Origin of the sequence: Agrobacterium albertimagni AOL15 (assembly GCF_000300855.1) — a bacterium.
In the GTDB taxonomy this organism is placed as follows: Bacteria; Pseudomonadota; Alphaproteobacteria; order Rhizobiales; family Rhizobiaceae; genus Allorhizobium; species Allorhizobium albertimagni.
Genome location: NZ_ALJF01000023.1, coordinates 36,942 through 59,212, shown reverse-complemented (window position 1 = coordinate 59,212; position 22,271 = coordinate 36,942). Strand labels below are relative to the sequence as shown.

22 protein-coding genes are annotated in these 22,271 nt (G+C 61.4%); 19 read left to right on the top strand and 3 right to left on the bottom strand.

The window, feature by feature from the left end:
• Nucleotides 1–142: 142 nt before the first annotated feature.
• Nucleotides 143–2,635: a ComEC/Rec2 family competence protein gene (locus tag QWE_RS22125; protein ID WP_100220970.1), complete on the top strand. Its 2,493-nt coding sequence runs from the start codon at nucleotides 143–145 to the stop codon at nucleotides 2,633–2,635.
• Here QWE_RS22125 and lexA read toward each other — a convergent pair.
• A complete protein-coding gene (lexA, locus tag QWE_RS22120; RefSeq protein WP_006728411.1) occupies nucleotides 2,616–3,332 on the bottom strand; it encodes a transcriptional repressor LexA in 717 nt (238 codons plus the stop codon). The two genes, QWE_RS22125 and lexA, sit on opposite strands and share 20 nt — an antisense overlap.
• Before the next feature lie 203 nt (nucleotides 3,333–3,535).
• On the opposite strand from lexA, the gene QWE_RS22115 reads away from it, so the two are divergent.
• From QWE_RS22115 to QWE_RS22045, 15 genes are all read left to right on the top strand, one after another.
• Nucleotides 3,536–4,090, top strand: a complete 555-nt coding sequence (locus QWE_RS22115) for a DUF1003 domain-containing protein (RefSeq protein WP_420804578.1) — start codon at nucleotides 3,536–3,538, stop codon at nucleotides 4,088–4,090.
• 20 nt (nucleotides 4,091–4,110) lie between these two features.
• Nucleotides 4,111–5,004 carry a VOC family protein gene (locus QWE_RS22110; RefSeq protein WP_006728409.1) on the top strand — a complete coding sequence of 298 codons (894 nt, stop codon included), beginning with the start codon at nucleotides 4,111–4,113 and terminating at the stop codon, nucleotides 5,002–5,004.
• Nucleotides 5,001–5,849, top strand: coding sequence for a 3-deoxy-8-phosphooctulonate synthase (gene kdsA, locus QWE_RS22105; protein WP_006728408.1), 849 nt, complete (start codon nucleotides 5,001–5,003; stop codon nucleotides 5,847–5,849). The genes QWE_RS22110 and kdsA overlap by 4 nt, the downstream gene beginning before the upstream one ends.
• Nucleotides 5,850–6,062: 213 nt before the next feature.
• Nucleotides 6,063–7,337 (top strand): phosphopyruvate hydratase, encoded by a 1,275-nt coding sequence (gene eno, locus QWE_RS22100; protein ID WP_006728407.1) that lies wholly within the window; start codon nucleotides 6,063–6,065, stop codon nucleotides 7,335–7,337.
• Between the two features lie 139 nt (nucleotides 7,338–7,476).
• On the top strand, nucleotides 7,477–7,794 hold the full coding sequence (locus tag QWE_RS22095; protein WP_006728406.1) for an FtsB family cell division protein: 318 nt from the start codon (nucleotides 7,477–7,479) through the stop codon (nucleotides 7,792–7,794).
• A 149-nt stretch (nucleotides 7,795–7,943) separates the two neighbouring features.
• The gene (gene pdhA, locus QWE_RS22090) at nucleotides 7,944–8,990 is read left to right on the top strand and encodes a pyruvate dehydrogenase (acetyl-transferring) E1 component subunit alpha (protein ID WP_006728405.1); all 1,047 of its coding nucleotides are present in this window, start codon (nucleotides 7,944–7,946) and stop codon (nucleotides 8,988–8,990) included.
• 15 nt (nucleotides 8,991–9,005) lie between these two features.
• Entirely contained in the window at nucleotides 9,006–10,412 is a 1,407-nt protein-coding gene (locus QWE_RS22085; protein WP_006728404.1) for a pyruvate dehydrogenase complex E1 component subunit beta, read from the top strand.
• A 12-nt stretch (nucleotides 10,413–10,424) separates the two neighbouring features.
• On the top strand, nucleotides 10,425–11,765 hold the full coding sequence (locus tag QWE_RS22080; RefSeq protein WP_006728403.1) for a pyruvate dehydrogenase complex dihydrolipoamide acetyltransferase: 1,341 nt from the start codon (nucleotides 10,425–10,427) through the stop codon (nucleotides 11,763–11,765).
• A 16-nt stretch (nucleotides 11,766–11,781) separates the two neighbouring features.
• Complete coding sequence (locus tag QWE_RS22075; RefSeq protein WP_006728402.1) at nucleotides 11,782–12,420, top strand: SGNH/GDSL hydrolase family protein; 639 nt, start codon at nucleotides 11,782–11,784, stop codon at nucleotides 12,418–12,420.
• Nucleotides 12,421–12,531: 111 nt separating this feature from the next.
• Nucleotides 12,532–12,798, top strand: a complete 267-nt coding sequence (locus tag QWE_RS22070) for an HP1242/YdcH family protein (RefSeq protein ID WP_006728401.1) — start codon at nucleotides 12,532–12,534, stop codon at nucleotides 12,796–12,798.
• 75 nt (nucleotides 12,799–12,873) lie between these two features.
• A complete protein-coding gene (gene lpdA / locus QWE_RS22065; protein WP_006728400.1) occupies nucleotides 12,874–14,319 on the top strand; it encodes a dihydrolipoyl dehydrogenase in 1,446 nt (481 codons plus the stop codon).
• Between the two features lie 76 nt (nucleotides 14,320–14,395).
• A complete protein-coding gene (locus QWE_RS22060) occupies nucleotides 14,396–14,650 on the top strand; it encodes a GlsB/YeaQ/YmgE family stress response membrane protein (protein ID WP_040300877.1) in 255 nt (84 codons plus the stop codon).
• 38 nt (nucleotides 14,651–14,688) lie between these two features.
• On the top strand, nucleotides 14,689–15,681 hold the full coding sequence (gene lipA / locus QWE_RS22055; protein ID WP_006728398.1) for a lipoyl synthase: 993 nt from the start codon (nucleotides 14,689–14,691) through the stop codon (nucleotides 15,679–15,681).
• Between the two features lie 71 nt (nucleotides 15,682–15,752).
• A complete protein-coding gene (locus QWE_RS22050; RefSeq protein WP_006728397.1) occupies nucleotides 15,753–16,322 on the top strand; it encodes a P-loop NTPase family protein in 570 nt (189 codons plus the stop codon).
• A 9-nt stretch (nucleotides 16,323–16,331) separates the two neighbouring features.
• Nucleotides 16,332–16,784 carry a type II toxin-antitoxin system RatA family toxin gene (locus QWE_RS22045; RefSeq protein ID WP_006728396.1) on the top strand — a complete coding sequence of 151 codons (453 nt, stop codon included), beginning with the start codon at nucleotides 16,332–16,334 and terminating at the stop codon, nucleotides 16,782–16,784.
• Here the strand turns inward: QWE_RS22045 and QWE_RS22040 are convergent.
• Both QWE_RS22040 and QWE_RS22035 read right to left on the bottom strand, forming a co-directional pair.
• The gene (locus QWE_RS22040; protein ID WP_006728395.1) at nucleotides 16,769–17,275 is read right to left on the bottom strand and encodes a CinA family protein; all 507 of its coding nucleotides are present in this window, start codon (nucleotides 17,273–17,275) and stop codon (nucleotides 16,769–16,771) included. The genes QWE_RS22045 and QWE_RS22040 overlap by 16 nt on opposite strands.
• Complete coding sequence (locus tag QWE_RS22035) at nucleotides 17,275–18,483, bottom strand: bifunctional 2-C-methyl-D-erythritol 4-phosphate cytidylyltransferase/2-C-methyl-D-erythritol 2,4-cyclodiphosphate synthase (RefSeq protein WP_006728394.1); 1,209 nt, start codon at nucleotides 18,481–18,483, stop codon at nucleotides 17,275–17,277. The genes QWE_RS22040 and QWE_RS22035 overlap by 1 nt, the downstream gene beginning before the upstream one ends.
• Before the next feature lie 248 nt (nucleotides 18,484–18,731).
• On the opposite strand from QWE_RS22035, the gene dusB reads away from it, so the two are divergent.
• Genes dusB through ntrC form a run of 3 tightly spaced genes read left to right on the top strand, consistent with a single transcriptional unit; the run spans nucleotide 18,732 to nucleotide 22,239 of the window.
• A complete protein-coding gene (dusB, locus tag QWE_RS22030; RefSeq protein ID WP_240532606.1) occupies nucleotides 18,732–19,658 on the top strand; it encodes a tRNA dihydrouridine synthase DusB in 927 nt (308 codons plus the stop codon).
• A complete protein-coding gene (locus QWE_RS22025; RefSeq protein ID WP_006728392.1) occupies nucleotides 19,655–20,788 on the top strand; it encodes a two-component system sensor histidine kinase NtrB in 1,134 nt (377 codons plus the stop codon). The genes dusB and QWE_RS22025 overlap by 4 nt, the downstream gene beginning before the upstream one ends.
• Nucleotides 20,788–22,239 carry a nitrogen regulation protein NR(I) gene (gene ntrC / locus QWE_RS22020; RefSeq protein ID WP_006728391.1) on the top strand — a complete coding sequence of 484 codons (1,452 nt, stop codon included), beginning with the start codon at nucleotides 20,788–20,790 and terminating at the stop codon, nucleotides 22,237–22,239. The genes QWE_RS22025 and ntrC overlap by 1 nt, the downstream gene beginning before the upstream one ends.
• The last annotated feature ends 32 nt before the right edge of the window (nucleotides 22,240–22,271 follow it).

The window sequence follows — 22,271 nt, the reverse complement described above, 5'->3', positions numbered from 1 at the left end:
AAACGGCAACAATCGAACCGAACGGTTCTAATCGTTTGGAGCCCGGATAGGCCGCAAAACACTGATTCTCTACACGCATTGATTGACGACGATTTTCGCTTATTCTGTTTGCGGATGAGGTCGATCTGGCCGGGTGTGGCTGATGGCGGAAGTGGCGGAAACGCAAGGGGAGGGGCGCCTCCGGTCCGGTGATCTGCCGGTCCGGCTGGACTTGCCTCGGCCACTCGAAAAACGCGCAATGCCCAGCCTGACGACGATCGGTCATGGCGCTGGCGCCCGCGCCGTTTTGCATCGCATCCTGAGCCGGGTTCGACAGTGTGTCTCAGACGAAAGTCGGCACGGGCATTTTTTCCTCTTCGTGCCCGTCTGGCTCGGCGCGGGTGCTGCAATCTGGTTTTCCGTTGGTCAACCACCGCCGGCCTTGTTCCTCGGTCTGCTCCTTGCTTGTCTGCTATCTGCACTTCTGCGGGCGATGCGCGACACCGTGGCGCATGTGGTCCTGTGGAGTTCGTGCCTGATCCTTCTCGGCATGCTGATGGCCGACTGGGAGACGCGACGGATGTCCACCGTGATTCTTGATCAGCCACTCGTCACCACGGTCACCGGGCTTGTCGAGCGACGGGAGCAGGGGGTCGGCGGTGAGTGGCGTTATGTGTTGCGGGTGATCCAGACCGCGGAGCCAACCATCCGCCGGTCGCCGGAACGCGTCTCCCTCCTTGCGCGAAGCAGGCATGCGCCGGCCGCCATTGGCGATGAACTGAGCGGCCGCGCTCGTCTGTCGCCACCGTCGGGTCCGGCTTTGCCTGGATTGAACGACTTCAGTTTCCAAAGCTACTTCGCCGGCATCGGCGCTGTCGGCTTCTTCCTCGGTCCGCCGGCGGCAAAAACTTCCGATTCTCCGCAGGAACAAGGCTTGTGGGCACGCTTCGACGAGGCCCTGTTTTCGCTGCGGGACCGCATTTCGAACCGCATTCGAAGCGTGCTGCCCGGAGATCCCGGCGCCTTTGCAGCCGCAATCATTACCGGCGAACGCAGATCGATGTCGGAAGAGGCGACGGAGGCGCTGCGCGTCTCGGGCCTCGCCCATATCACCGCGATCTCGGGCCTCAACATGGCGCTTGCCGCAGGCATCTTTTTCGTCGGATTGCGCGGGCTCCTCAGCCTCATGCCGACATTCAACCACCGCTATCCGGTGAAGAAGATCGCAGCCGGCGGCGCCTTGCTGGCGACGACCGGCTATGTGCTCATATCGGGCTACCAGGTCTCGGCACTGCGCGCCTATCTGATGACGGCGGTCATGCTCGGCGCCGTCCTCTTCGACCGCCCGGCTGTCAGCCTCCACAATCTCGCGCTTGCGGCAACCGCAATCCTCGCAGTCCAGCCGTCTGCCGTCATGGGACCGAGTTTTCAGATGTCCTTTGCGGCCACAGCAGCCCTGATTGCCGGTTACGCCGGGTGGCGGGCGCGACCGCGCGCGATCCTGCCTCGTGCCCGCTCGCTTGCCATGCGGATTGCGGCTGGGTTTGCCAAGTTCGTCGGCGGCACCCTGGCGACTTCCCTCATCGGCGGGGTCTCGACCGCCATCTTTGCCATCAGCCATTTTCACCGGCTGTCGACCCATGGGCTGGAGGCCAACCTTGCCGCCATGCCGCTGATCTCGCTAGTGGTGATGCCCTTCGGGTTTATCGCCATGCTGCTCATGCCCTATGGCCTCGACGCGCCGTTCTTCTGGATCATGGGGCAGGGCCTCGAAATGGTGCTGGCGGTCGCCCACACTGTGTCCGGTTGGGGCGGCGGTTACGTCTTCCCGCGTCTTCCGGCATGGTTCATGTCCTGCACGATAGCCGGCATGCTCCTGTTGACCCTGCTCAGAACCCCCATCAGGCATGCCGGCACAGCTCTCATTGTCGTAACGCTCGCGGCTGCCTTCCTTGCTCCGCGTCCCGCGGATGGCGAGCTGATGATCAGCGAGGACGCGCGTTTGGTGGCGATTCGGGTCGCAAGTGACGAGACAACCACCCTCGCCATCAACCGGTCTCGCCCGGCAGCCTTCATCTTCGATCAGTGGCGGCCGGTGCTCGGCATCGACGAAGCAATGCCTCCGGTCATGCTTCCGAACACGGCCCTGCCACCGGCGCCAGACCGGCGCATTGGCCAAACCCTGTCGGAGGAGCAGCGCAAACTGGCAGAGACGGTGTTGGATAGCCTGCTCCAAGCCTCGGGGAGCGATCGTTTCACCTGCATCAAGCAGGCCTGTGCCATCAGGCTGGAGAACGGCAACTCGTTGTTAACGCTGGAGCGCCCGGATCTCCTCGGTGCAGCCTGCGACCGCGCTAACATCGTGGTGTTATCGGCGCGCACGCGCTTGACCGCCTGCCGCTCCGGCGCGCTTCTCATATCCGAGACGAACCTGCGCGCAACCGGCTCTCTCGAAATCTCGGGCCTCGGCGCCGAATCGCAAGCCATGACGGTCAGGTCCGCGCTGGACGGGCCCTCCAAGCCATGGACCGCACACCGGCTCTACGACTGGCGCAGCGGTTCGTTCGCCACCGCGCACGAATTTGCGCGTCCGCCTGACGTCGTCGACCAGAGCCGGACCCCGGTGCAAATGCCGATCAGTGATAACGGCGAATAAGGCCCACCAGCTTGCCCTGGATCTTGACGCGATCCGGCGGGAAGATGCGGGTTTCATAGGCCGGGTTGGCGGCTTCCAGTGCAATCGATGCGCCGCGGCGGCGGAAGCGTTTGAGCGTCGCCTCCTCGTCGTCGACCAGCGCCACGATGATGTCACCGGGATTGGCGTTCGAGGCATTGCGGATGATGACCGTATCGCCGTCGAGAATACCGGCCTCGATCATCGAATCGCCCTTGACCTCCAGGGCGTAGTGATCGCCCGCGCCAATCATCTCCGCCGGTACCGTGATGTCGTGGGTGTTGTTCTGAATGGCCGAAATCGGCACACCGGCTGCAATCCGGCCCATGACCGGGACCGAGACGGAGGAACCGTTGTCCTCGACCGGCGGCTTGGTCAGCGCTGGCGGAGGCGGCGTCTTGCCGAGGCTGCCTTCGATCACGCTCGGTGCAAAGCCGCGACGCGGCTGGATGCTCGGCGAATAGGCTTCCGGAAGCTTGATCACCTCCAGGGCGCGAGCCCGATTTGGCAGGCGACGAATGAAGCCGCGCTCTTCGAGCGCCGTGATCAGGCGATGGATCCCGGATTTCGATGCGAGGTCCAGCGCATCCTTCATCTCGTCGAAGGACGGCGGGACACCCGATTCCTTCATCCGTTCATGGATGAAAAGAAGCAGTTCCTGTTGCTTGCGCGTCAGCATATGCGGTGCCCCCAGGGTGAAACAAATCCAGAACAGACACTATCTGTTCCATTTGTGTTCCGCAAGGGGATAAATTTTCGTGAAGAGCCGGTGAGAAAATGCGATAGCCGGGGGCAACGGTCGTGAAACTGTCCAAGTTCGGCGCGCTGCAGTGCTGAGTGGACATGTTCCCGCAGAAATCAGGCAAACCGCCCTCGAGGATGCTGTCAATGCTGAAGGATATCGAGAAACTCGTTCTGGGGAAGTCGTCTTCCGACCTGTCCTTGGCAGAAAAGAAAGTCCTGAAGCGGGCGCGGGAGCGCCGTACCGTGTCGACCAATGCCGGCGAGGACTTTCTGGCGCATGCGACCTTCGGTCAGCGGCTCGCGGACGGGATTGCACGGGTCGGCGGCTCCTGGGGTTTCATTATCGGCTTTATGCTGTTTCTGGCCGCCTGGATCGTCCTGAATACGGTGATTCTGGTGACGAACGCCCTCGATCCCTATCCGTTCATTTTCCTGAACTTGATCCTGTCGATGCTCGCCGCTGTCCAGGCGCCGATCATCATGATGAGCCAGAACCGTCAGGCGGAGCGCGATCGCTTCATGGCGGCGAAGGACTACGAGATCAATCTCAAGGCAGAGATCGAAGTATTGGCCCTTCATCACAAGATCGACGAGCAGGTGTTGAAGGAACTGCGCGAAACCCGCGAGCAGATCGATGCCCTGCGGCACGCGGTCGAAGGCCTTTCCATTCAGGCGCCAAATTCTCAGAATTGATGCAGAAATCGAGAGCAGACATGTCCCATTCCACTTTCTCACCCCGCGCCATCGACCATCTCGTTTTGCCGATCGTCGATCTCGAAACCGCCCGCGCGCGACTGGGGCGTCTTGGCTTCACCGTTGCGGCAGATGCCCGCCATCCGTTCGGCACGGAGAATGCCTGCGTTTTCTTCGCCGATGACACCTATTTGGAGCCGCTGGCCGTCGGCAGCCGGGAAGACTGTCTGGAGGCCGCGCGCACCGGCAATGTCTTTGTCGCCCGCGACCAGGCCTTCCGCTTTCGGCGCGGCGAGGGGCTCTCCGCCATCGTCGTGAAGACGCAGGACGCGCAGGCCGACGATGCTGCCTACCGCGAGGACGGTATGAGCGCTGGGGCTCTGCTTGATTTCGCGCGCCAGTTTCGTTTTCCGGATGGGCGAACCGCGGAGGGGGCTTTCCGACTCGCCTTTGCAGCAGACCTGCGCGCGCCTGATTTCTTCGCCTTCGCCTGTCAGCGCATAAACCCGCTTCCGACCGATCGGGGTTCTCTGCTTGTGCATGCGAACGGCGCGACAGGGCTCCGGCGCGTGGTGCTGGTCGAAGAGAACCCGAGCGACTTCCAATATCTCTTGGAGACGGTCCTCGATCAGCGGGATGTCACCGCCCATTCCTTCGGGCTCTCTATTCAGACCGCCAACGTCGCCGTCGATGTGCTGACACCGGAGGGTTTCCGGCTCCACTTCGGCCAGGAATTGCGGGTCTCGGAAAGGGGGCTCGTCGGGGCGGCCGTGGTTGTTGCGGTTGATGATCTCGGCGTGACAGAAGCCTGCCTCGCTGCTAAGGGCGTCAGCTATCAAAAAACGGGCGCGCGCCTCGTCGTTGCGCCGGAAAAGGGGCAGGGGGTGACCTTTGCCTTCGAGGAGTTGAAATGAGCGTTTCTCCCAATTCGGAAGTCGTCGTCGGCGAAGGTCCGGCCAAGGCCGTCTTCTCCCAAAAGGGCCGTTTTGCCCTGATTGCCGGTCCTTGCCAGATGGAAAGCCGCGACCATGCCTTCATGATCGCCGGCCAGCTCGTCGAGCTTTGCCGCGAACTTGGCCTCGGCCTCGTCTACAAGTCGTCCTTCGACAAGGCGAACCGGACCTCGCTGTCTGCCGAGCGCGGCATCGGCCTCGAAACGGCGATGGAAGTCTTTGCCGACATCAAGAAGGAATTCGGCGTTCCGGTCCTCACTGACATCCACACGGAAGAGCAATGCGCCGCGGTTGCCCCGACCGTCGACGTCCTGCAGATCCCGGCTTTCCTCTGCCGCCAGACGGACTTGCTTGTCGCTGCCGCCAAGACCGGTCGTGCGATCAACGTCAAGAAGGGCCAATTCCTGGCGCCCTGGGACATGAAGAATGTCCTGAACAAGATCACGGGTTCCGGCAATCCGAATGTCATGCTCTGCGAACGCGGCGCCTCCTTCGGCTACAACACGCTGGTCTCCGACATGCGCTCGCTGCCGATCATGGCCGCCATGGGCGCGCCCGTCGTCTTCGATGCCACCCATTCTGTGCAGCAGCCTGGCGGGCAGGGCGGCTCCTCGGGTGGTCAGCGCGAGTTCGTGGAAACGCTTGCCCGTGCAGCTGTTGCCGTCGGTGTCGGTGGCCTGTTCATCGAGACTCACCAGGACCCGGACAACGCCCCGTCCGATGGCCCGAACATGGTGAAGATCACCGACATGCGTCGGCTGCTCGAAAAACTCATCGCCTTCGACGATATCGCCAAGGCGTGTTGATAGCATCCCGCGGCGCTTCAATCGGTTGAACCGGAAGCGCCGCAGGCAATTGCCGTTTAAATCGATTAGATTTTCGTTCCTTCCGCCCCTGATCCGTCATTGTATTTTCCCGATCATCGGATAAGAGAGGATGACTCACAGGCGGGTCCAGCGGCTTATGCCCGGTGATCGGCCTTCGGAGCCTTGTCCAATTTCCGTCTATAGGGAGCGAACATGACCGCCATCACCGACATCATCGGCCGCGAGATTCTCGACAGCCGTGGCAACCCGACCGTCGAAGTCGACGTCTATCTCGAAGATGGCAGCATGGGCCGCGCCGCCGTTCCCTCGGGCGCCTCGACCGGCGCGCATGAAGCCGTCGAGCTGCGTGACGGTGGCTCGCGCTATCTCGGCAAGGGCGTCGAAAAGGCCGTCGAAGCCGTCAACGGCGAGATCTATGACGCGATCGGCGGTCACGATGCCGAGAACCAGATCCAGATCGACAATCTGATGATCCAGCTCGACGGCACGCCGAACAAGGCCCGCCTCGGCGCCAATGCCATCCTCGGCGTTTCGCTCGCCGTTGCAAAGGCTGCCGCTCAGTCCTCCGGTCTGCCGCTCTACCGTTACGTTGGTGGCCCGAACGCGCATGTCCTGCCGGTCCCGATGATGAACATCATCAATGGTGGCGCGCATGCCGACAACCCGATCGACTTCCAGGAATTCATGATCGTGCCGGTTGGCGCCGAAACCATCCGCGACGCTGTTCGCATGGGTTCGGAAGTCTTCCACACGCTGAAGAAGCAGCTCGCTGCAGACGGTCACAACACCAATGTCGGTGACGAGGGCGGCTTTGCGCCGGGTCTGGCATCCGCACCGGCTGCCCTCGACTTCATCATGAAGTCGATCGAGAAGGCCGGCTATCGTCCGGGCGAAGACATGCACATCGCGCTTGACTGCGCTTCGACCGAATTCTTCAAGGACGGCAAATACGTCCTCGAAGGTGAAGGCCGCACGCTCGAGCCGGAAGCGATGGCCGAATACCTCGCCGAGCTGGCTGCCAAGTACCCGATCTTCTCGATCGAAGACGGCATGGCGGAAGACGACTGGGACGGCTGGAAGGCACTCACCGACAAGGTCGGCAAGAAGATCCAGCTCGTCGGCGATGATCTCTTCGTTACCAATTCGGCCCGTCTGCGCGACGGCATCAAGATGGGTGTCGCCAACTCGATCCTCGTCAAGGTTAACCAGATCGGTTCGCTGTCGGAAACCCTCGACGCCGTTTCGACCGCTCACCGCGCCGCTTACACGGCCGTGATGTCGCACCGCTCGGGCGAAACCGAGGATTCGACGATCGCCGATCTCGCGGTTGCCACCAACTGCGGTCAGATCAAGACAGGCTCGCTCGCCCGTTCCGACCGTACCGCCAAGTACAACCAGTTGATCCGCATCGAGGAAGAGCTGGGTCCGCAGGCCGTCTACGCAGGCGCGTCGATCCTGCGCGGCTGATCTCGGTCGAATTCCTTCGAAGCCCGTGCCGGTTCCCCGGCGCGGGCTTTTTCTTTTGCGCTGCGATTAGGGTCAACGGTCGGTTAAGATCTGACGATTACTCTTGCGACAAGTTTCGCGTTTCAGGGCATTTGTCGGCATGTGGACCAGGCATCACAAGAAAAAGAAATACGGTCGTCTCATTCTTCCCGCCGTCACCATCGCTTTCCTGTCTTATTTCGGCTACCATTCCATACATGGTGATTATGGCCTCAAGGCCGGGCAGGAGTTCGAGCGCATCCGACGGGAGCGCGCCTCGGAGCTTGATAAGCTCGTGGCCCAGCGGACTGTCCTTGAAAAGGATGTCAGTCTCTTGAGTGATGGCTCTCTCGATGAAGACATCATCGATGAAAAGGCACGCTATCAACTCAACATGTCGCGCCCAGACGAAATCGTAATCTTCAACACCTATTTCTGATTAACCTGAATTCAGTTAATCGTAAATTTTTTAGTCATTACAGTTGCTTGCGGCGAATGTGAGCCATGCATTTATGGCATTGCCGCCGTCCTCTTTCTTCCCTATTCTGTCGCCAACTTTGGACCATAATAAACCCATGGGAGGGATGCATGGCGCCTCGCAAGCCAGCAGCTGCGAACGGTCGGAAGTCTTCCGCCAAGTCAGCCGGCAAGGAATTCACCGGAAAAAACACGCCTGAATTTGGTGCGGACGAAGAACTTCACGCCTATCGTGAAATGCTCCTCATTCGCCGTTTCGAAGAAAAGGCCGGCCAGCTTTACGGCATGGGCTTCATCGGCGGCTTCTGTCACCTCTATATCGGCCAGGAAGCGGTCGTCGTTGGCATGCAGATGGCGCAGAAGGAAGGTGATCAGGTTATTACCGCCTATCGCGACCACGGTCACATGCTGGCAGCGGGCCTCAGCGCACGCGGCGTCATGGCCGAGCTGACGGGTCGCCGAAGCGGCCTGTCGAAGGGCAAGGGCGGCTCCATGCACATGTTCTCGAAAGAGAAGCATTTCTATGGTGGCCACGGCATCGTCGGCGCGCAGGTGTCGCTCGGAACGGGCCTTGCTTTCGCGAACAAGTATCGCGGCAATGACAATGTAGCTGTTGCCTATTTCGGTGACGGCGCAGCCAACCAGGGCCAGGTCTACGAGAGCTTCAACATGGCTGCCCTCTGGCAGCTGCCGATCATCTACATCGTCGAGAACAACCGTTACGCGATGGGCACGTCGACAGCTCGCGCCACGGCGCAGTCGAACTACTCGCTGCGTGGTTCCGGCTTCGGCATCCCCGGCGTCCAGGTTGACGGTATGGATGTGCGCGCCGTCAAGGCGGCCGCCGATGAGGCGCTCGAGCATTGCCGCTCCGGCAAGGGGCCGATCATCTTGGAAATGCTGACCTATCGCTATCGCGGCCACTCGATGTCCGACCCGGCGAAGTATCGCTCCAAGGAAGAAGTGCAGAAGATGCGGTCGGAGCAGGATCCGATCGAACAGGTCAAGGCTCGTCTCCTCGAGAATGGCTGGGCCTCAGAAGACCAGCTCAAGGCGATCGACAAGGACGTGCGCGACATTGTTGCGGACAGTGCCGATTTCGCCCAGGCCGATCCGGAGCCGGATGTATCCGAGCTCTACACCGACATTCTTCTGTAATCGGGGAGGGAACCCATGCCGATCGAAATTTTGATGCCCGCCCTTTCTCCGACAATGGAAGAAGGCACGCTTTCCAAGTGGATCAAGCAGGAAGGCGACACCGTAAAGTCCGGCGACGTGATCGCCGAGATCGAGACCGACAAGGCGACCATGGAAGTGGAAGCCGTTGATGAGGGCGTGCTCGGAAAGCTGCTGATTGCGGCCGGTACCGAGAACGTCAAGGTCAACACGCCGATCGCCGTTCTGCTGCAGGATGGTGAAAGTGCAGATGCGATGCCCGCGCCCAAGGCGGATGCCGACACGCCGGCTGCCGCAGCCGGTGACGCCGGCGGGAAGGCCCGCGCCGCTGCAGAGGAGCCTGCATCCTCAGCAGACAATAAGGTTCCGGCCGCTCCAAAGGTCGAAGTGGCTTCCGATCCGGACGTTCCGGCCGGTACTGAAATGGTGACGATGACGGTGCGTGAAGCGCTGCGTGAAGCCATGGCCGAGGAAATGCGCGCCAACCCGGATGTCTTCATCATGGGTGAGGAAGTCGCCGAGTATCAAGGCGCCTACAAGATCACGCAGGGGCTGCTGCAGGAGTTCGGCGCCAAGCGCGTTGTCGACACCCCGATCACCGAGCATGGCTTTGCCGGTCTCGGCGTTGGTGCGGCAATGGCCGGCCTGAAGCCGATCGTCGAGTTCATGACCTTCAACTTTGCCATGCAGGCGATCGACCACATCATCAACTCGGCTGCCAAGACGCTCTACATGTCCGGTGGCCAGATGGGTGCGCCGATCGTCTTCCGCGGCCCGAACGGTGCCGCGGCTCGCGTCGGCGCCCAGCACAGCCAGGATTACGCGGCCTGGTACAGCCAGATCCCGGGCCTCAAGGTCGTCATGCCCTACACGGCAGCAGACGCCAAGGGCCTGCTGAAGGCAGCCATCCGCGATCCGAACCCGGTTATCTTCCTGGAAAACGAGATCCTTTACGGTCACTCCTTCGAAGTGCCGAAGATGGATGACTTCGTCCTGCCGATTGGCAAGGCGCGCATCCACAAGACCGGCAAGGACGCGACCATCGTCTCCTTCGGCATCGGTATGACCTACTCGGTCAAGGCCGTCGAGGAACTGGCGAAGGAAGGCATCGATGTCGAGCTGATCGACCTCAGAACCATCCGTCCGATGGATCTGCCGACCGTCATCGAGTCGGTCAAGAAGACCGGCCGCCTGGTGACCGTCGAGGAAGGCTATCCGCAGTCGTCCGTCGGCACCGAGATCGCGACCCGCGTCATGCAGCAGGCCTTCGACTATCTCGATGCGCCGATCCTGACGATCGCCGGCAAGGATGTGCCGATGCCTTATGCGGCCAATCTTGAAAAGCTGGCGCTGCCGAGCGTTGCCGAAGTCGTTCAGGCGGTCAAAACCGTCTGCTACAAGTAAGGGGGCAAGGTCATGCCGATCAATATCACCATGCCGGCCCTGTCTCCGACGATGGAAGAGGGCAATCTGGCCAAGTGGCTGGTCAAGGAAGGCGACAAGGTCAAGTCCGGCGATGTGATCGCCGAGATCGAGACCGACAAGGCGACCATGGAAGTGGAAGCCGTCGATGAAGGCGTCGTTGCCAAGATCGTCGTTCCGGCCGGCACAGAGGCTGTGAAGGTCAATGCGCTCATTGCGATCCTTGCCGAGGAAGGCGAGGATGTCGCGGCGGCCGCCGCTGGTGGCGGTTGGCCCGCCCCGAAGGCCGAGGCTGCACCGGCACCGAAGGCGGAAGCAGCACCTGCGCCTGCCGAGGCACCAGCTGCAGCGCCGGCTCCCGCAGCCGCATCGGCGGCACCTGCTGCCTCGACCGGTGAGCGCGTCTTTGCTTCGCCGCTCGCCCGTCGCCTCGCCAAGGAAGCCGGTCTCGACCTGAAGGCCGTTTCGGGTTCCGGTCCGAAGGGCCGCGTGGTCAAGAGCGACGTCGAAAAGGCCGTCAGCACCGGTGGTGCCAAGGCCGCTCCGGCGCCAGCAGCAGCGTCAACTGCCGCAGCTGCCCCGGTTATGGCCAAGGGTGCGTCGGAAGAAGCCGTTCTCAAGAACTTCGCCGAAGGCTCCTACGAGCTCGTGCCGCATGACGGCATGCGCAAGACGATCGCCAAGCGCCTGCAGGAATCGAAGCAGACCATTCCGCACTTCTACGTCTCCGTGGATTGCGAGCTGGATGCGCTGCTGGCACTTCGCGCCCAGCTGAACGCGGCCGCGCCTGAAAAGGACGGCAAGCCGGCCTACAAGCTCTCGGTCAACGACATGGTGATCAAGGCGCTGGCTCTCGCACTGCGCGACGTGCCGGATGCCAACGTCTCCTGGACCGACACCAACATGGTCAAGCACAAGCATGCCGATGTCGGCGTGGCTGTCTCGATCCCCGGCGGCCTGATCACACCGATCATTCGCAAGGCCGAGGAGAAGAGCCTGTCTACCATCTCCAACGAGATGAAGGACCTCGGCAAGCGCGCCAAGGACCGCAAGCTGAAGCCCGAAGAATACCAGGGCGGTACGACTGCCGTGTCCAACATGGGCATGATGGGCGTGAAGAGCTTCTCGGCCGTGGTCAACCCGCCGCATGCAACGATCCTTGCGGTCGGCGCCGGCGAAGAGCGGGTCGTGGTGAAGAAGGGCGAGATGAAGGTGGCGAACGTCATGACCGTGACGCTCTCGACCGACCATCGTTGCGTCGATGGCGCGCTCGGTGCCGAATTGCTCGGCGCTTTCAAGCGCTACATCGAAAATCCGATGGGCATGTTGGTCTGATCCGGGGGCGGTTACGATGAAGACCGTTCTCGCCTATGGCGATAGCCTGACATGGGGATACGACCCGGTAAATCTGGGTCGGCATGCCTATGAAGACCGCTGGACGAGTGTCTTGCAGAAGGCGCTCGGCCATGGTGTCAGGGTCATCGCCGAAGGCTTGAACGGCCGCACCACCGCCTATGACGACCATCTGGGCGATTGCGAACGTAACGGTACGAAGGTGCTGCCGACGCTTCTCGCGACGCACAAGCCGATCGACCTGGTGATCATCATGCTGGGAACGAATGACCTCAAGCGTGGCATTCAGGGCACGGCCATCGGCGCGACCAGCGGCGTCAAGCGTCTCGTCAAGCAAGTGCAGAAGCACGACTGGGGTTTCGAGTTCGAAGAGCCCGAGATCCTGATCGTCGCGCCGCCGGCGATCCGCGAAACGGCCAATTCGGTCTTCGGCGCCATGTTCAACCACTCGGTGGAAGAAGGTGCGATGCTTGCCAGCATGTATCGCGACGCGGCGGACGAGGCCGGATGCGCCTTCTTCGACGCAGGATCGGTCGCAGAAACCACGCCGCTCGACGGCATCCATCTCGACGCGGAAAACACCCGTGCCATCGGACGCGGCCTCGAGCCGATCGTCCGCATGATGCTCGGGCTTTGAAGAAAACAGGACGGCCAGATCTCTCCGTCAGGGCGTGTTGATCAAAATCAAGGAGGTCTTGTGCGCTGCGTCTAACCTGTACCCATCAACCCCGACAGAGGAGATGGGATCATGTCGAACACACTGCACGAACTGGCAGTTGAATTCCCGGAACACGTCGCGCTGATGCGTCATCTGAAAGAAACGGATGGTCATTTCGCAAGATTGTTCGAAGCCTATCACGAGGTGAACCGGGCCATCCATCGCGCCGAAACCGATATCGAGCCTGCAGACGACTTCCACATCGTGGAAATGCGCAAGAAGCGGATGCAGCTCAAGGATGAAATCTACGGGATGCTGGTTCGTCACGAACCGGAAGCCGAGACACCCGCAGCCTGAGGGTTTCGCTTCCAGTCCCGAAACGGGCCTCCGTGAAAAACGGAGGCTCTGAGGAAACCGAGGAGTGGAAGCCCCATGTCGAATGCTTACGACGTCATCATTATCGGCTCCGGCCCCGGCGGTTACGTCACCGCCATCCGTGCCGCCCAGCTCGGCCTGAAAACCGCGATCGTTGAGCGCGAACATCTGGGTGGCATCTGCCTGAACTGGGGCTGCATCCCCACCAAGGCGCTGCTGCGCTCGGCCGAAATCCTCGACCACGCCAATCACGCAAAATCCTACGGCTTGACGCTCAACGGCACGATGACCGCCGACGTCAAGGACGTGGTCGCCCGCTCGCGCGGCGTCTCGGCCCGTCTGAACGGCGGCGTTGCCTTCCTGATGAAGAAGAACAAGATCGACGTCATCTGGGGTGAAGCCAAGCTGACGAAGCCAGGCGAAGTCGTCGTCGGCAAGATGACCAAGCCCGTCGTCGAGCCGCAGAACCCGGTTCCGAAGGGCGTCAAGGGCGAGGGCACCTACACCGCCAAGCACATCATCGTTGCGACCGGCGCGCGTCCGCGTGCGCTGCCCGGCATCGAGCCGGATGGCAAGCTGATCTGGACCTATTTCGAGGCGATGAAGCCGGACTTCATGCCGAAGTCTCTCGTCGTCATGGGCTCGGGCGCTATCGGGATCGAATTCGCCTCCTTCTACCGCTCCATGGGCGTCGACGTCACCGTCGTTGAGCTGATGGCCAACATCATGCCGGTCGAGGATGTGGAAATCTCCACCTTCGCCCGCAAGCAGCTGGAAAAGCGCGGCCTGAAGATCATCACCGAAGCCAAGGTCTCCAAGGTCGAAAAGGGCGCAAACTCGATTACCGCCCATGTCGAAACCAAGGATGGCAAGGTTCAGACGATCACCGCTGACCGCCTTATTTCCGCCGTCGGCGTCCAGGGCAATATCGAGAACCTCGGTCTCGAAACGCTCGGCGTGAAGACAGATCGCGGCTGCATCGTCATCGACGGCTATGGCAAGACCAACGTGCCGGGCCTCTACGCGATCGGCGACGTTGCAGGCCCACCAATGCTCGCCCACAAGGCCGAGCATGAAGGCGTCATCTGCATCGAGAAGATCGCTGGTCTGCCGAACGTTCATCCGATGGACAAGGCCAAGATCCCGGGCTGCACCTATTGCAACCCGCAGGTCGCCTCAGTCGGTCTGACGGAAGCCAAGGCGAAAGAACAGGGCCGCGACATCCGCGTCGGCCGCTATTCCTTCGCCGCCAATGGCAAGGCGATCGCGCTTGGCGAAGACCAGGGCATGATCAAGACGATCTTCGACAAGAAGACCGGCGAACTCATCGGCGCCCACATGGTCGGCGCGGAAGTGACCGAACTCATCCAGGGCTTCGTCGTCGCGATGAACCTCGAGACGACGGAAGAAGAACTGATGCACACGATCTTCCCGCATCCGACGCTCTCGGAAATGATGAAGGAAAGTGTGCTCGACGCCTATGGCCGGGTGCTCAACGCCTAAAGTCAGGTTGTGAAACGGGGCCTTGCCGCCTATATGGGCGGCAGGTTCCAACTGAATGGTCCGAAAGGGGCTCGACATGGCTGGTTTCGAAGTCGGCATCATCGCGACGATTTTTTTCGGCGGTCTCGCAGGCTGGCTTGCGGGCAAGCTCATGGACATGCGCTTCGGCGTCTTCATGAACATCGTGATCGGCATCGTCGGTGCCGCGATCGCAGCTGCCATATTCCGCCGCCTTGGCATTTTTGTCGAAGGTGACTGGCTGGGCTATCTGATCACCAGCTTTGTCGGCGCAAGCATCCTCCTTTTCGTCGCCCGGCTCGTCCGGCGATAACCAGAAAGGCCGCGTCAGGCGGCACATAGGGTTTGATTATGGTCACCATTCTCGACAGGACCAATCTTTCGAATGCAGCACCCCTGGTGCCTGCGGACGAGAAGCGCATCCGCCATCCGGAAAAGGCCCACAAGCCCGACACCGAAGTGCTGCGCAAGCCGGAATGGATCCGCGTCAAGGCGCCGACCTCGAAGGGCTATCACGAGACCCGCGAACTCGTCCGTTCCCACAAGCTGGTGACCGTGTGTGAGGAAGCCGGCTGCCCGAACATCGGCGAGTGCTGGGACAAGAAGCACGCCACCTTCATGATCATGGGCGAGATCTGCACCCGCGCCTGCGCCTTCTGCAATGTCGCAACCGGCAAGCCAAACCCGCTCGATCTCGACGAGCCGGCCAATGTCGCCAAGGCCGTCCGCCAAATGGGGTTGCAACACGTTGTCATCACCTCCGTCGACCGTGACGATCTTGCCGATGGCGGCGCCGAACACTTCGAAAAGGTGATCTGGGCGATCCGCGAGGCATCACCCGAGACCACGATCGAAATCCTGACGCCTGACTTCCTCAAGAAGCCCGGCGCGCTTGAGCGCGTTGTCGCGGCCAAGCCCGACGTCTTCAATCACAACATGGAAACCGTTCCGGGCAACTACCTGACGGTTCGTCCCGGCGCCCGCTATTTCCATTCCGTTCGCCTGCTCCAGCGGGTGAAGGAGCTCGACCCGACCATGTTCACCAAGTCGGGCATCATGGTTGGCCTCGGCGAAGAGCGGAATGAAGTCCTGCAGTTGATGGACGACCTGCGCTCGGCTGACGTCGATTTCCTGACTATCGGCCAGTATCTCCAGCCGACCCGCAAGCACCACAAGGTCGAGCGCTTCGTCACGCCGGAAGAGTTCAAGTCCTACGAGGACATCGCCTATACCAAGGGCTTCCTGATGGTGTCCTCGAGCCCGCTGACCCGCTCGTCGCACCATGCCGGCGATGACTTTGCCCGGCTGAAGGCGGCGCGGGAGAAGCTGGTGGCAAGGGTCTGAAGACGTCTCCAGACTTTCAAACGAAGTGAGACGGCGCTAAAGCAACCACACGCAAGGAGTGTGTGGTTGTGATGATGTTCACTAAATCGTTGGAAGATGGAGCCGCGCAATTGCGTCAGGCGCGGCGGATCATGGTCATCGGCTGCTCCGGCGGCGGCAAGTCCACATTGTCCCGCAAGCTCGCCGCCGCACTCGATCTCCCCAACCACTCGATGGATCGCGAAGTCTTCTGGCTTTCCGCATGGGTACAGCGCCCGAGAGCCGAGCAGCGCGACATCATATCCGACATCGTCGGTCGCGAGCGATGGATCCTTGACGGTACCAATCCCTCGAGCTTCGACATCCGCCTGCCTCGCACCGATCTTGTTATCTGGGCGCGGTTGCCGCGTTGGCGTTGTCTGCTTGGTGTTTATCGCCGGGCGGCGAAGTTTGTCGGCAAGCACCGGCCCGAAATGGCCGACGGCTGTGTCGAGAAATGGCCGGACCGCGAATTCCTTTCCTACATCTGGCACTTCGAGCGCCGCTTCTCGCCCCGCATCATCCAGGAAATCGAGCGTCACGGTCCGAACGTGCCCGTAGTCACCCTCAAATCCCACGGCGAAATGGCGCACCTGCTTGATCTTGCCGGGCTTCCTCATTAAGTCGCTGGCATGCCACAGTTTGAAACCCGCCGCCTCGTCAAGCACTCGCCCGAACGTATGTATGCCCTCGTCGCCGACGTCGAGCGCTATCCTGAATTTTTGCCGCTGTGCGAAGCGCTGACCATTCGCTCGCGCCGCGAACGCGACGGGAAGGAATTGCTGCTGGCGGACATGACGGTGGGCTACAAGGCGATCCGCGAGACCTTCACGACGCAGGTACTGCTGACGGCCGCCGAGCGCGCCATTGACGTGAAGTACATTGAGGGACCGTTCCGGTATCTCGACAATCGCTGGCGTTTCGAAGAGGCAGGCGAGGGCGCCTGCTCGGTTCATTTCTACATCGACTACGAGTTCAAGAACCGCATCCTCGGGGCTCTGATGGGCTCGATGTTCGACCGCGCCTTCCGCATGTTTTCGGAAGCCTTCGAGGCGCGCGCCGACAAGATTTACGCAGGCGTCTGAGGGGCGCCAGCCAGCATGTCGAGTGCTGTCCTGACGGTTGCGAGCCGCACCTGATCGCGGCCGAGATCGCCGTAGCGCATCTCCCGGTGATCAATATGCCCGCTGCGGCTCCGAAGCGCGAGATGCACCAGTCCGACAGGCTTGTCAGCCGATCCGCCACCCGGGCCAGCAATGCCGGTCACAGCGACCGCCACATGGGCGTCAGAACGGATCAGTGCGCCTTGCGCCATCTGCAGTGCTGTCTCCTTCGAGACGGCTCCGAAAGCTTCAAGCGTTGCGCTCGAAACGCCGATCAATTCCATCTTTGCCTGGTTCGTATAGGTGACGAAGCCACGATCGACGACCGCCGATGAGCCGGCAATCTCCGTCAGCGCGCCGGCAATCAGGCCACCGGTGCAGGATTCGGCCGTCGTTATCATCCAGCCAAGATCCCGATAGGCCGCGATGACCGTTGCGGCCTGCTGCTCGACATCCGCCGGATAGATCCCCATCAGTCCGCTCCACGGAAGGCGACAGTTGCCGTGGCGATGGCAGCGATGCCTTCGCCACGGCCGACGAAGCCGATCTTCTCGTTGGTCGTCGCCTTCACCGAGCAGCGATCAAGCGAGATGTCGAGGATCTCGGCGAGCTTCTCCCGCATCGCCTGACGATGTGGTCCGATCTTAGGCTCTTCGGCAATTAGCGAAATATCCGCATTCATGATCGTGCCGCCGGCACCGCGCACGACCCTTGCTGCGTGCTCAAGGAAGATGCGCGATGGAGCGCCCTTCCATTGCATGTCCGAAGGCGGGAAGTGATCGCCGATATCGCCGGCACCGCAGGTGGCAAGCAGTGCGTCTGTCAGGGCATGCAGCGCGACATCGGCATCGGAATGGCCCTTCAACTTCTGATCATGCGGAATGAAGATGCCGCAGAGCGTCACGCCGTCGCCGGGCTCGAGCTGGTGTACGTCATAGCCGTTTCCCGTGCGCACGTCGGGGAGGGCGCTAGCCTTCAGTTTCTCGTCGGCCATGGCGATATCTCTCTTTACTGTCAGTTTGACATTGTCGATCGAGCCCGCGACGAGCTGGACGGGGATGTCAGCCCATTCGGCGATCGAGGCGTCGTCGGTGAAGTCCACTGCTTGCTCGTTCGCGGCGCGCTCGTGGGCGGCCAGGATAGTCTCGTAGTGGAAGCTCTGTGGTGTCTGCGCGGCATAGAGATCCGTACGTGGCACGGTGGCTGTGACGACGCCAGAGGTGTCGCCGCGCTTGATTGTGTCCGACACGGGTATGGCGGGTAGCACGGCCGGTTTTCCCGTTTCGAGTTCGGCGGCAATCCGTTCGAGAAGGGATGCGTCTACGAATGGCCGTACGCCATCCTGGATCATCACATGTTGAATGCCGCGGTCGTGCAATGCTCTTAGTCCGTTGAGCACGGAAGCCTGCCGGGTCGCGCCGCCCTCAACGACAACAAGGGAGTCGCTACACGCCAGGTCGGAAATCGCGGCTTCCAGCAGCCCATGATCTTCCGGGTGGATCACGACGACAACTGGACCACTTTTGGGCCACTCGAGAAAGCGCTTCAGTGTGTGCCAGATGACCGGTTTGCCACCAATGCGCCTGTATTGCTTCGGCCCTTCGACGGAAGCGCCGGCGCGTTCGCCTCGGCCAGCGGCAACCACGACGATCCCGATTGTTCCGCTCCGCTCTTGCTCCATCGCCTCGCCTGGTCCATGACACATTTTCTTCGCAACCGTGCTCTATCGGCTCGCCATCGGCTTTTCCAGCATTTGCACGAATTTTTGTCGAACGGTGAGCTTTGCCTCTTGGCAAGCCAGAGAACGCTGGCTAAAAATAGTGCAAATGCGCCCTCTGCCTGAAAGATAATCATTTGAATTCCGTCGCGTTGGACACGCCCTTCAGCATCGGCCCGGTTCCCGTTCGGAACCGGATCGTGCTTGCGCCGATGTCGGGCGTCACGGATCTGCCGTTCCGCCAGCTCGCCTTCCGCTTCGGCGCCGGCCTCGTGGTCACCGAAATGGTGGCGAGCCGCGAACTGGTCTTCAATGCAGCCGAAAGCTGGTCGCGGCTGAAAGGGGCAGGGCTTACCCCGCATATGGTACAGCTTGCCGGGCGTGAGGCGAAATGGCTGGCCGAAGCCGCTGTGATCGCAGAGGCCAATGGCGCTGATATCATCGACATCAACATGGGCTGCCCGGCCAAGAAGGTGATCGGCGGTTATGCTGGCTCTGCCCTGATGCGCGAACCGGACCACGCCCTGTCTCTGATCGAGGCGACCGTCAAGGCAGTGAAGATACCGGTGACAGTCAAGATGCGCCTCGGTTGGGACGAAACCTCGATCAATGCGCCCGACATTGCGGCCCGAGCCGAAGCCGCCGGCGTTCAACTGATTACCGTGCATGGCCGCACCCGCATGCAGTTCTATGAAGGCAAGGCGAATTGGGACGCGATCGCCGCCGTTCGCGAAGCGATCCGAATTCCGCTGATTGCCAATGGCGACGTCGAAACCGTCGAGGATGCCCACGACATCCTGCGCCGCTCCGGCGCCGACGCCGTCATGATCGGTCGCGGTTGCCAGGGTCGCCCATGGCATGCTGGCGTTCTCGCGGGTCATGCGGGACCTGCTGCATCCGAGATGTCAGACGTCGTCGTTGAGCACTATCGGGCGATGCTGGATCACTATGGTGCCGAAGTCGGCGTGCGCCACGCCCGCAAGCATCTCGGTTGGTATCTCGATCGCCATGCACCGGATCTCGCGTCTGAGGCAAAGGCGTCCATCATGACATCGAAAGATCAGGGCTTCGTCGTTGAAGCCTTGCAGCGGGCGCTCTCGGATCACGGTGGCGCCAGCGCCAGACAGGAGGCCGCATGACGGCGAATGACAAGAGCGGTGGCCTCGCCATGGCCGTGCTCAACGCCATCCAGAACCCGGTGGTGATGGTGGATGCGAATGGGCATATCGCTTTCGCCAACTGGGAGGCCGAGGCCTTTTTCGGTGCGAGCGCCACGCATCTGGCCCGCTATCGCATTTCGACATTCATCCCTTTTGGCAGTCCGCTTCTGTCCTTGATCGAACAGGTTCGTGAACGCCGTGCGCCGGTCAATGAATACCGCGTCGACCTGAGTTCGCCGCGCCTCGGTCAGGAAAAGCTTGTTGACCTCTATGTCGCGCCTGTCCTGAGCCAGCCTGGTAATGTCGTGGTCGTCTTCCAGGAACGCTCGATGGCCGACAAGATCGACCGCCAGCTGACCCATCGGGCGGCCGCCCGCTCCGTCACCGGCCTTGCCTCGATGCTGGCGCATGAGATCAAGAACCCGCTCTCCGGTATCCGCGGTGCTGCGCAGCTGCTCGAGACAGCCGTCACCGATGAAGATCGGGCGCTGACCCGCCTGATCTGCGACGAGACGGATCGCATCGTTTCGTTGGTCGATCGCATGGAGGTCTTTTCCGACGAGCGACCAGTCGATCGGCAATCGATCAACATCCATTCGGTGCTCGACCAAGTGAAGGCGGTGGCCAAGGCCGGCTTTGCCCGCAATATCAGGATCACCGAGAATTACGACCCGTCGCTGCCGCCGGTCTATGCGAACCGGGATCAACTGGTGCAAGTCTTTCTGAATCTGGTTAAGAATGCATCCGAGGCCATCGGCGAGCGCTCCGACGGTGAAATCCAGCTGACTACGGCCTATCGCCCCGGCATCCGACTTTCCGTCGCCGGATCCCGCGAAAAAATCTCTTTGCCGCTTGAATTCTGCGTCCATGACAACGGGCCCGGCGTGCCATCCGACCTGCTCCCGCATCTCTTCGACCCCTTCATCACGACGAAGACGAATGGGTCGGGTCTCGGTCTGGCGCTCGTCGCCAAGATCATCGGCGCCCATGGCGGGATCGTCGAATGTGACAGCCAGGCGAGCCGCACCACCTTCCGGGTCCTGATGCCCATGTCGAAAGAGACGGCGCTCGAAGATGCGCCCCTGCCAAAATCCACGGGAACGAACTGATGACAGCGACGATCCTTGTTGCAGATGACGATGCTGCGATCCGCACAGTCCTGAACCAGGCGCTGAGCCGTGCCGGCTACGATGTCCGGATCACCTCGAACGCGGCGACCCTCTGGCGCTGGATTTCGGCGGGCGAGGGTGACCTCGTCGTCACCGATGTCATCATGCCGGATGAAAACGCCTTCGATCTCTTGCCGCGGATCAAGAAGGCAAGGCCGGATCTGCCGGTGCTGGTCATGAGCGCCCAGAACACCTTCATGACCGCGATCAAGGCTTCCGAGAAGGGCGCCTATGATTACCTCCCGAAGCCCTTCGACCTCACCGAACTGATCGCGATCATCGGTCGTGCGCTGTCCGAACCGAAGAAGCGTCCGGCCCGTCTCGATGATGACATGCAGGATGGCATGCCGCTGGTCGGGCGCTCGGCCGCCATGCAGGAAATTTACCGGGTGCTGGCGCGCCTGATGCAGACGGACCTGACGCTGATGATCACCGGCGAATCCGGTACCGGCAAGGAACTGGTCGCCAAGGCGTTGCACGACTACGGCAAGCGCCGGAACGGTCCTTTCGTCGCCATCAACATGGCGGCCATCCCGCGGGATCTGATCGAATCGGAACTCTTCGGTCATGAGAAAGGCGCCTTCACCGGCGCGCAGAACCGCTCGACTGGCCGATTCGAACAGGCCGAAGGCGGCACTTTGTTTCTTGACGAAATCGGCGACATGCCGATGGATGCCCAGACCCGTCTGCTCCGCGTCCTGCAGCAGGGCGAATATACCACTGTTGGCGGCCGCACTCCGATCCGGACCGATGTCCGGATCGTCGCGGCGACCAACAAGGATCTGAAGCAGTCGATCAATCAGGGGCTCTTCCGCGAAGACCTCTACTACCGACTGAATGTCGTGCCGCTGCGCCTGCCGCCGCTTCGCGACCGCGCCGAAGACATTCCTGATCTGGTCCGGCACTTTATTCAGCAGGGCGAAAAAGAAGGCCTCGATTCCAAGCGTTTCGACCATGAGGCGCTCGAGGTGATGAAGGCCTATCCCTGGCCCGGCAACGTGCGCGAGCTGGAGAACGTCGTTCGCCGACTGATGGCGCTTTACCCACAGGACGTGATCGCCCGTGAAATCGTCGAGCAGGAACTGCGCGCCGACGTCGCCGACAGTCCGATCGCCAAGGTCGGCATGCCCTCGGGTACGATGACGATTTCTCAGGCCGTCGAAGAGAACATGCGGACCTATTTCGCCTCCTTCGGTGATGCGCTTCCGCCCTCGGGTCTCTATGACCGCGTTCTGACCGAGATGGAGTATCCGCTGATCCTCGCCGCCCTGACCGCCACCCGTGGCAATCAGATCAAGGCGGCCGATCTGCTCGGCCTGAACCGCAACACGCTGCGCAAGAAGATCCGCGAGCTCGGCGTGTCGGTTTACCGCAGTTCCCGCTCGGCTTGACAAGGCCCAAGCCGCCGTTGCAATTTCGCCAC

Coding starts and splice junctions, on each gene's coding strand:
- QWE_RS22125 (WP_100220970.1), top strand. CDS start 143: ATGGCGGAAGTGGCGGAAACGCAAGGGGAGGGGCGCCTCCGGTCCGGT.
- lexA (WP_006728411.1), bottom strand. CDS start 3,332: ATGCTGACGCGCAAGCAACAGGAACTGCTTCTTTTCATCCATGAACGG.
- QWE_RS22110 (WP_006728409.1), top strand. CDS start 4,111: ATGTCCCATTCCACTTTCTCACCCCGCGCCATCGACCATCTCGTTTTG.
- kdsA (WP_006728408.1), top strand. CDS start 5,001: ATGAGCGTTTCTCCCAATTCGGAAGTCGTCGTCGGCGAAGGTCCGGCC.
- eno (WP_006728407.1), top strand. CDS start 6,063: ATGACCGCCATCACCGACATCATCGGCCGCGAGATTCTCGACAGCCGT.
- QWE_RS22095 (WP_006728406.1), top strand. CDS start 7,477: ATGTGGACCAGGCATCACAAGAAAAAGAAATACGGTCGTCTCATTCTT.
- pdhA (WP_006728405.1), top strand. CDS start 7,944: ATGGCGCCTCGCAAGCCAGCAGCTGCGAACGGTCGGAAGTCTTCCGCC.
- QWE_RS22085 (WP_006728404.1), top strand. CDS start 9,006: ATGCCGATCGAAATTTTGATGCCCGCCCTTTCTCCGACAATGGAAGAA.
- QWE_RS22080 (WP_006728403.1), top strand. CDS start 10,425: ATGCCGATCAATATCACCATGCCGGCCCTGTCTCCGACGATGGAAGAG.
- QWE_RS22075 (WP_006728402.1), top strand. CDS start 11,782: ATGAAGACCGTTCTCGCCTATGGCGATAGCCTGACATGGGGATACGAC.
- QWE_RS22070 (WP_006728401.1), top strand. CDS start 12,532: ATGTCGAACACACTGCACGAACTGGCAGTTGAATTCCCGGAACACGTC.
- lpdA (WP_006728400.1), top strand. CDS start 12,874: ATGTCGAATGCTTACGACGTCATCATTATCGGCTCCGGCCCCGGCGGT.
- QWE_RS22060 (WP_040300877.1), top strand. CDS start 14,396: ATGGCTGGTTTCGAAGTCGGCATCATCGCGACGATTTTTTTCGGCGGT.
- lipA (WP_006728398.1), top strand. CDS start 14,689: ATGGTCACCATTCTCGACAGGACCAATCTTTCGAATGCAGCACCCCTG.
- QWE_RS22050 (WP_006728397.1), top strand. CDS start 15,753: ATGATGTTCACTAAATCGTTGGAAGATGGAGCCGCGCAATTGCGTCAG.
- QWE_RS22045 (WP_006728396.1), top strand. CDS start 16,332: ATGCCACAGTTTGAAACCCGCCGCCTCGTCAAGCACTCGCCCGAACGT.
- QWE_RS22040 (WP_006728395.1), bottom strand. CDS start 17,275: ATGGGGATCTATCCGGCGGATGTCGAGCAGCAGGCCGCAACGGTCATC.
- QWE_RS22035 (WP_006728394.1), bottom strand. CDS start 18,483: ATGGAGCAAGAGCGGAGCGGAACAATCGGGATCGTCGTGGTTGCCGCT.
- dusB (WP_240532606.1), top strand. CDS start 18,732: ATGTCGGGCGTCACGGATCTGCCGTTCCGCCAGCTCGCCTTCCGCTTC.
- QWE_RS22025 (WP_006728392.1), top strand. CDS start 19,655: ATGACGGCGAATGACAAGAGCGGTGGCCTCGCCATGGCCGTGCTCAAC.
- ntrC (WP_006728391.1), top strand. CDS start 20,788: ATGACAGCGACGATCCTTGTTGCAGATGACGATGCTGCGATCCGCACA.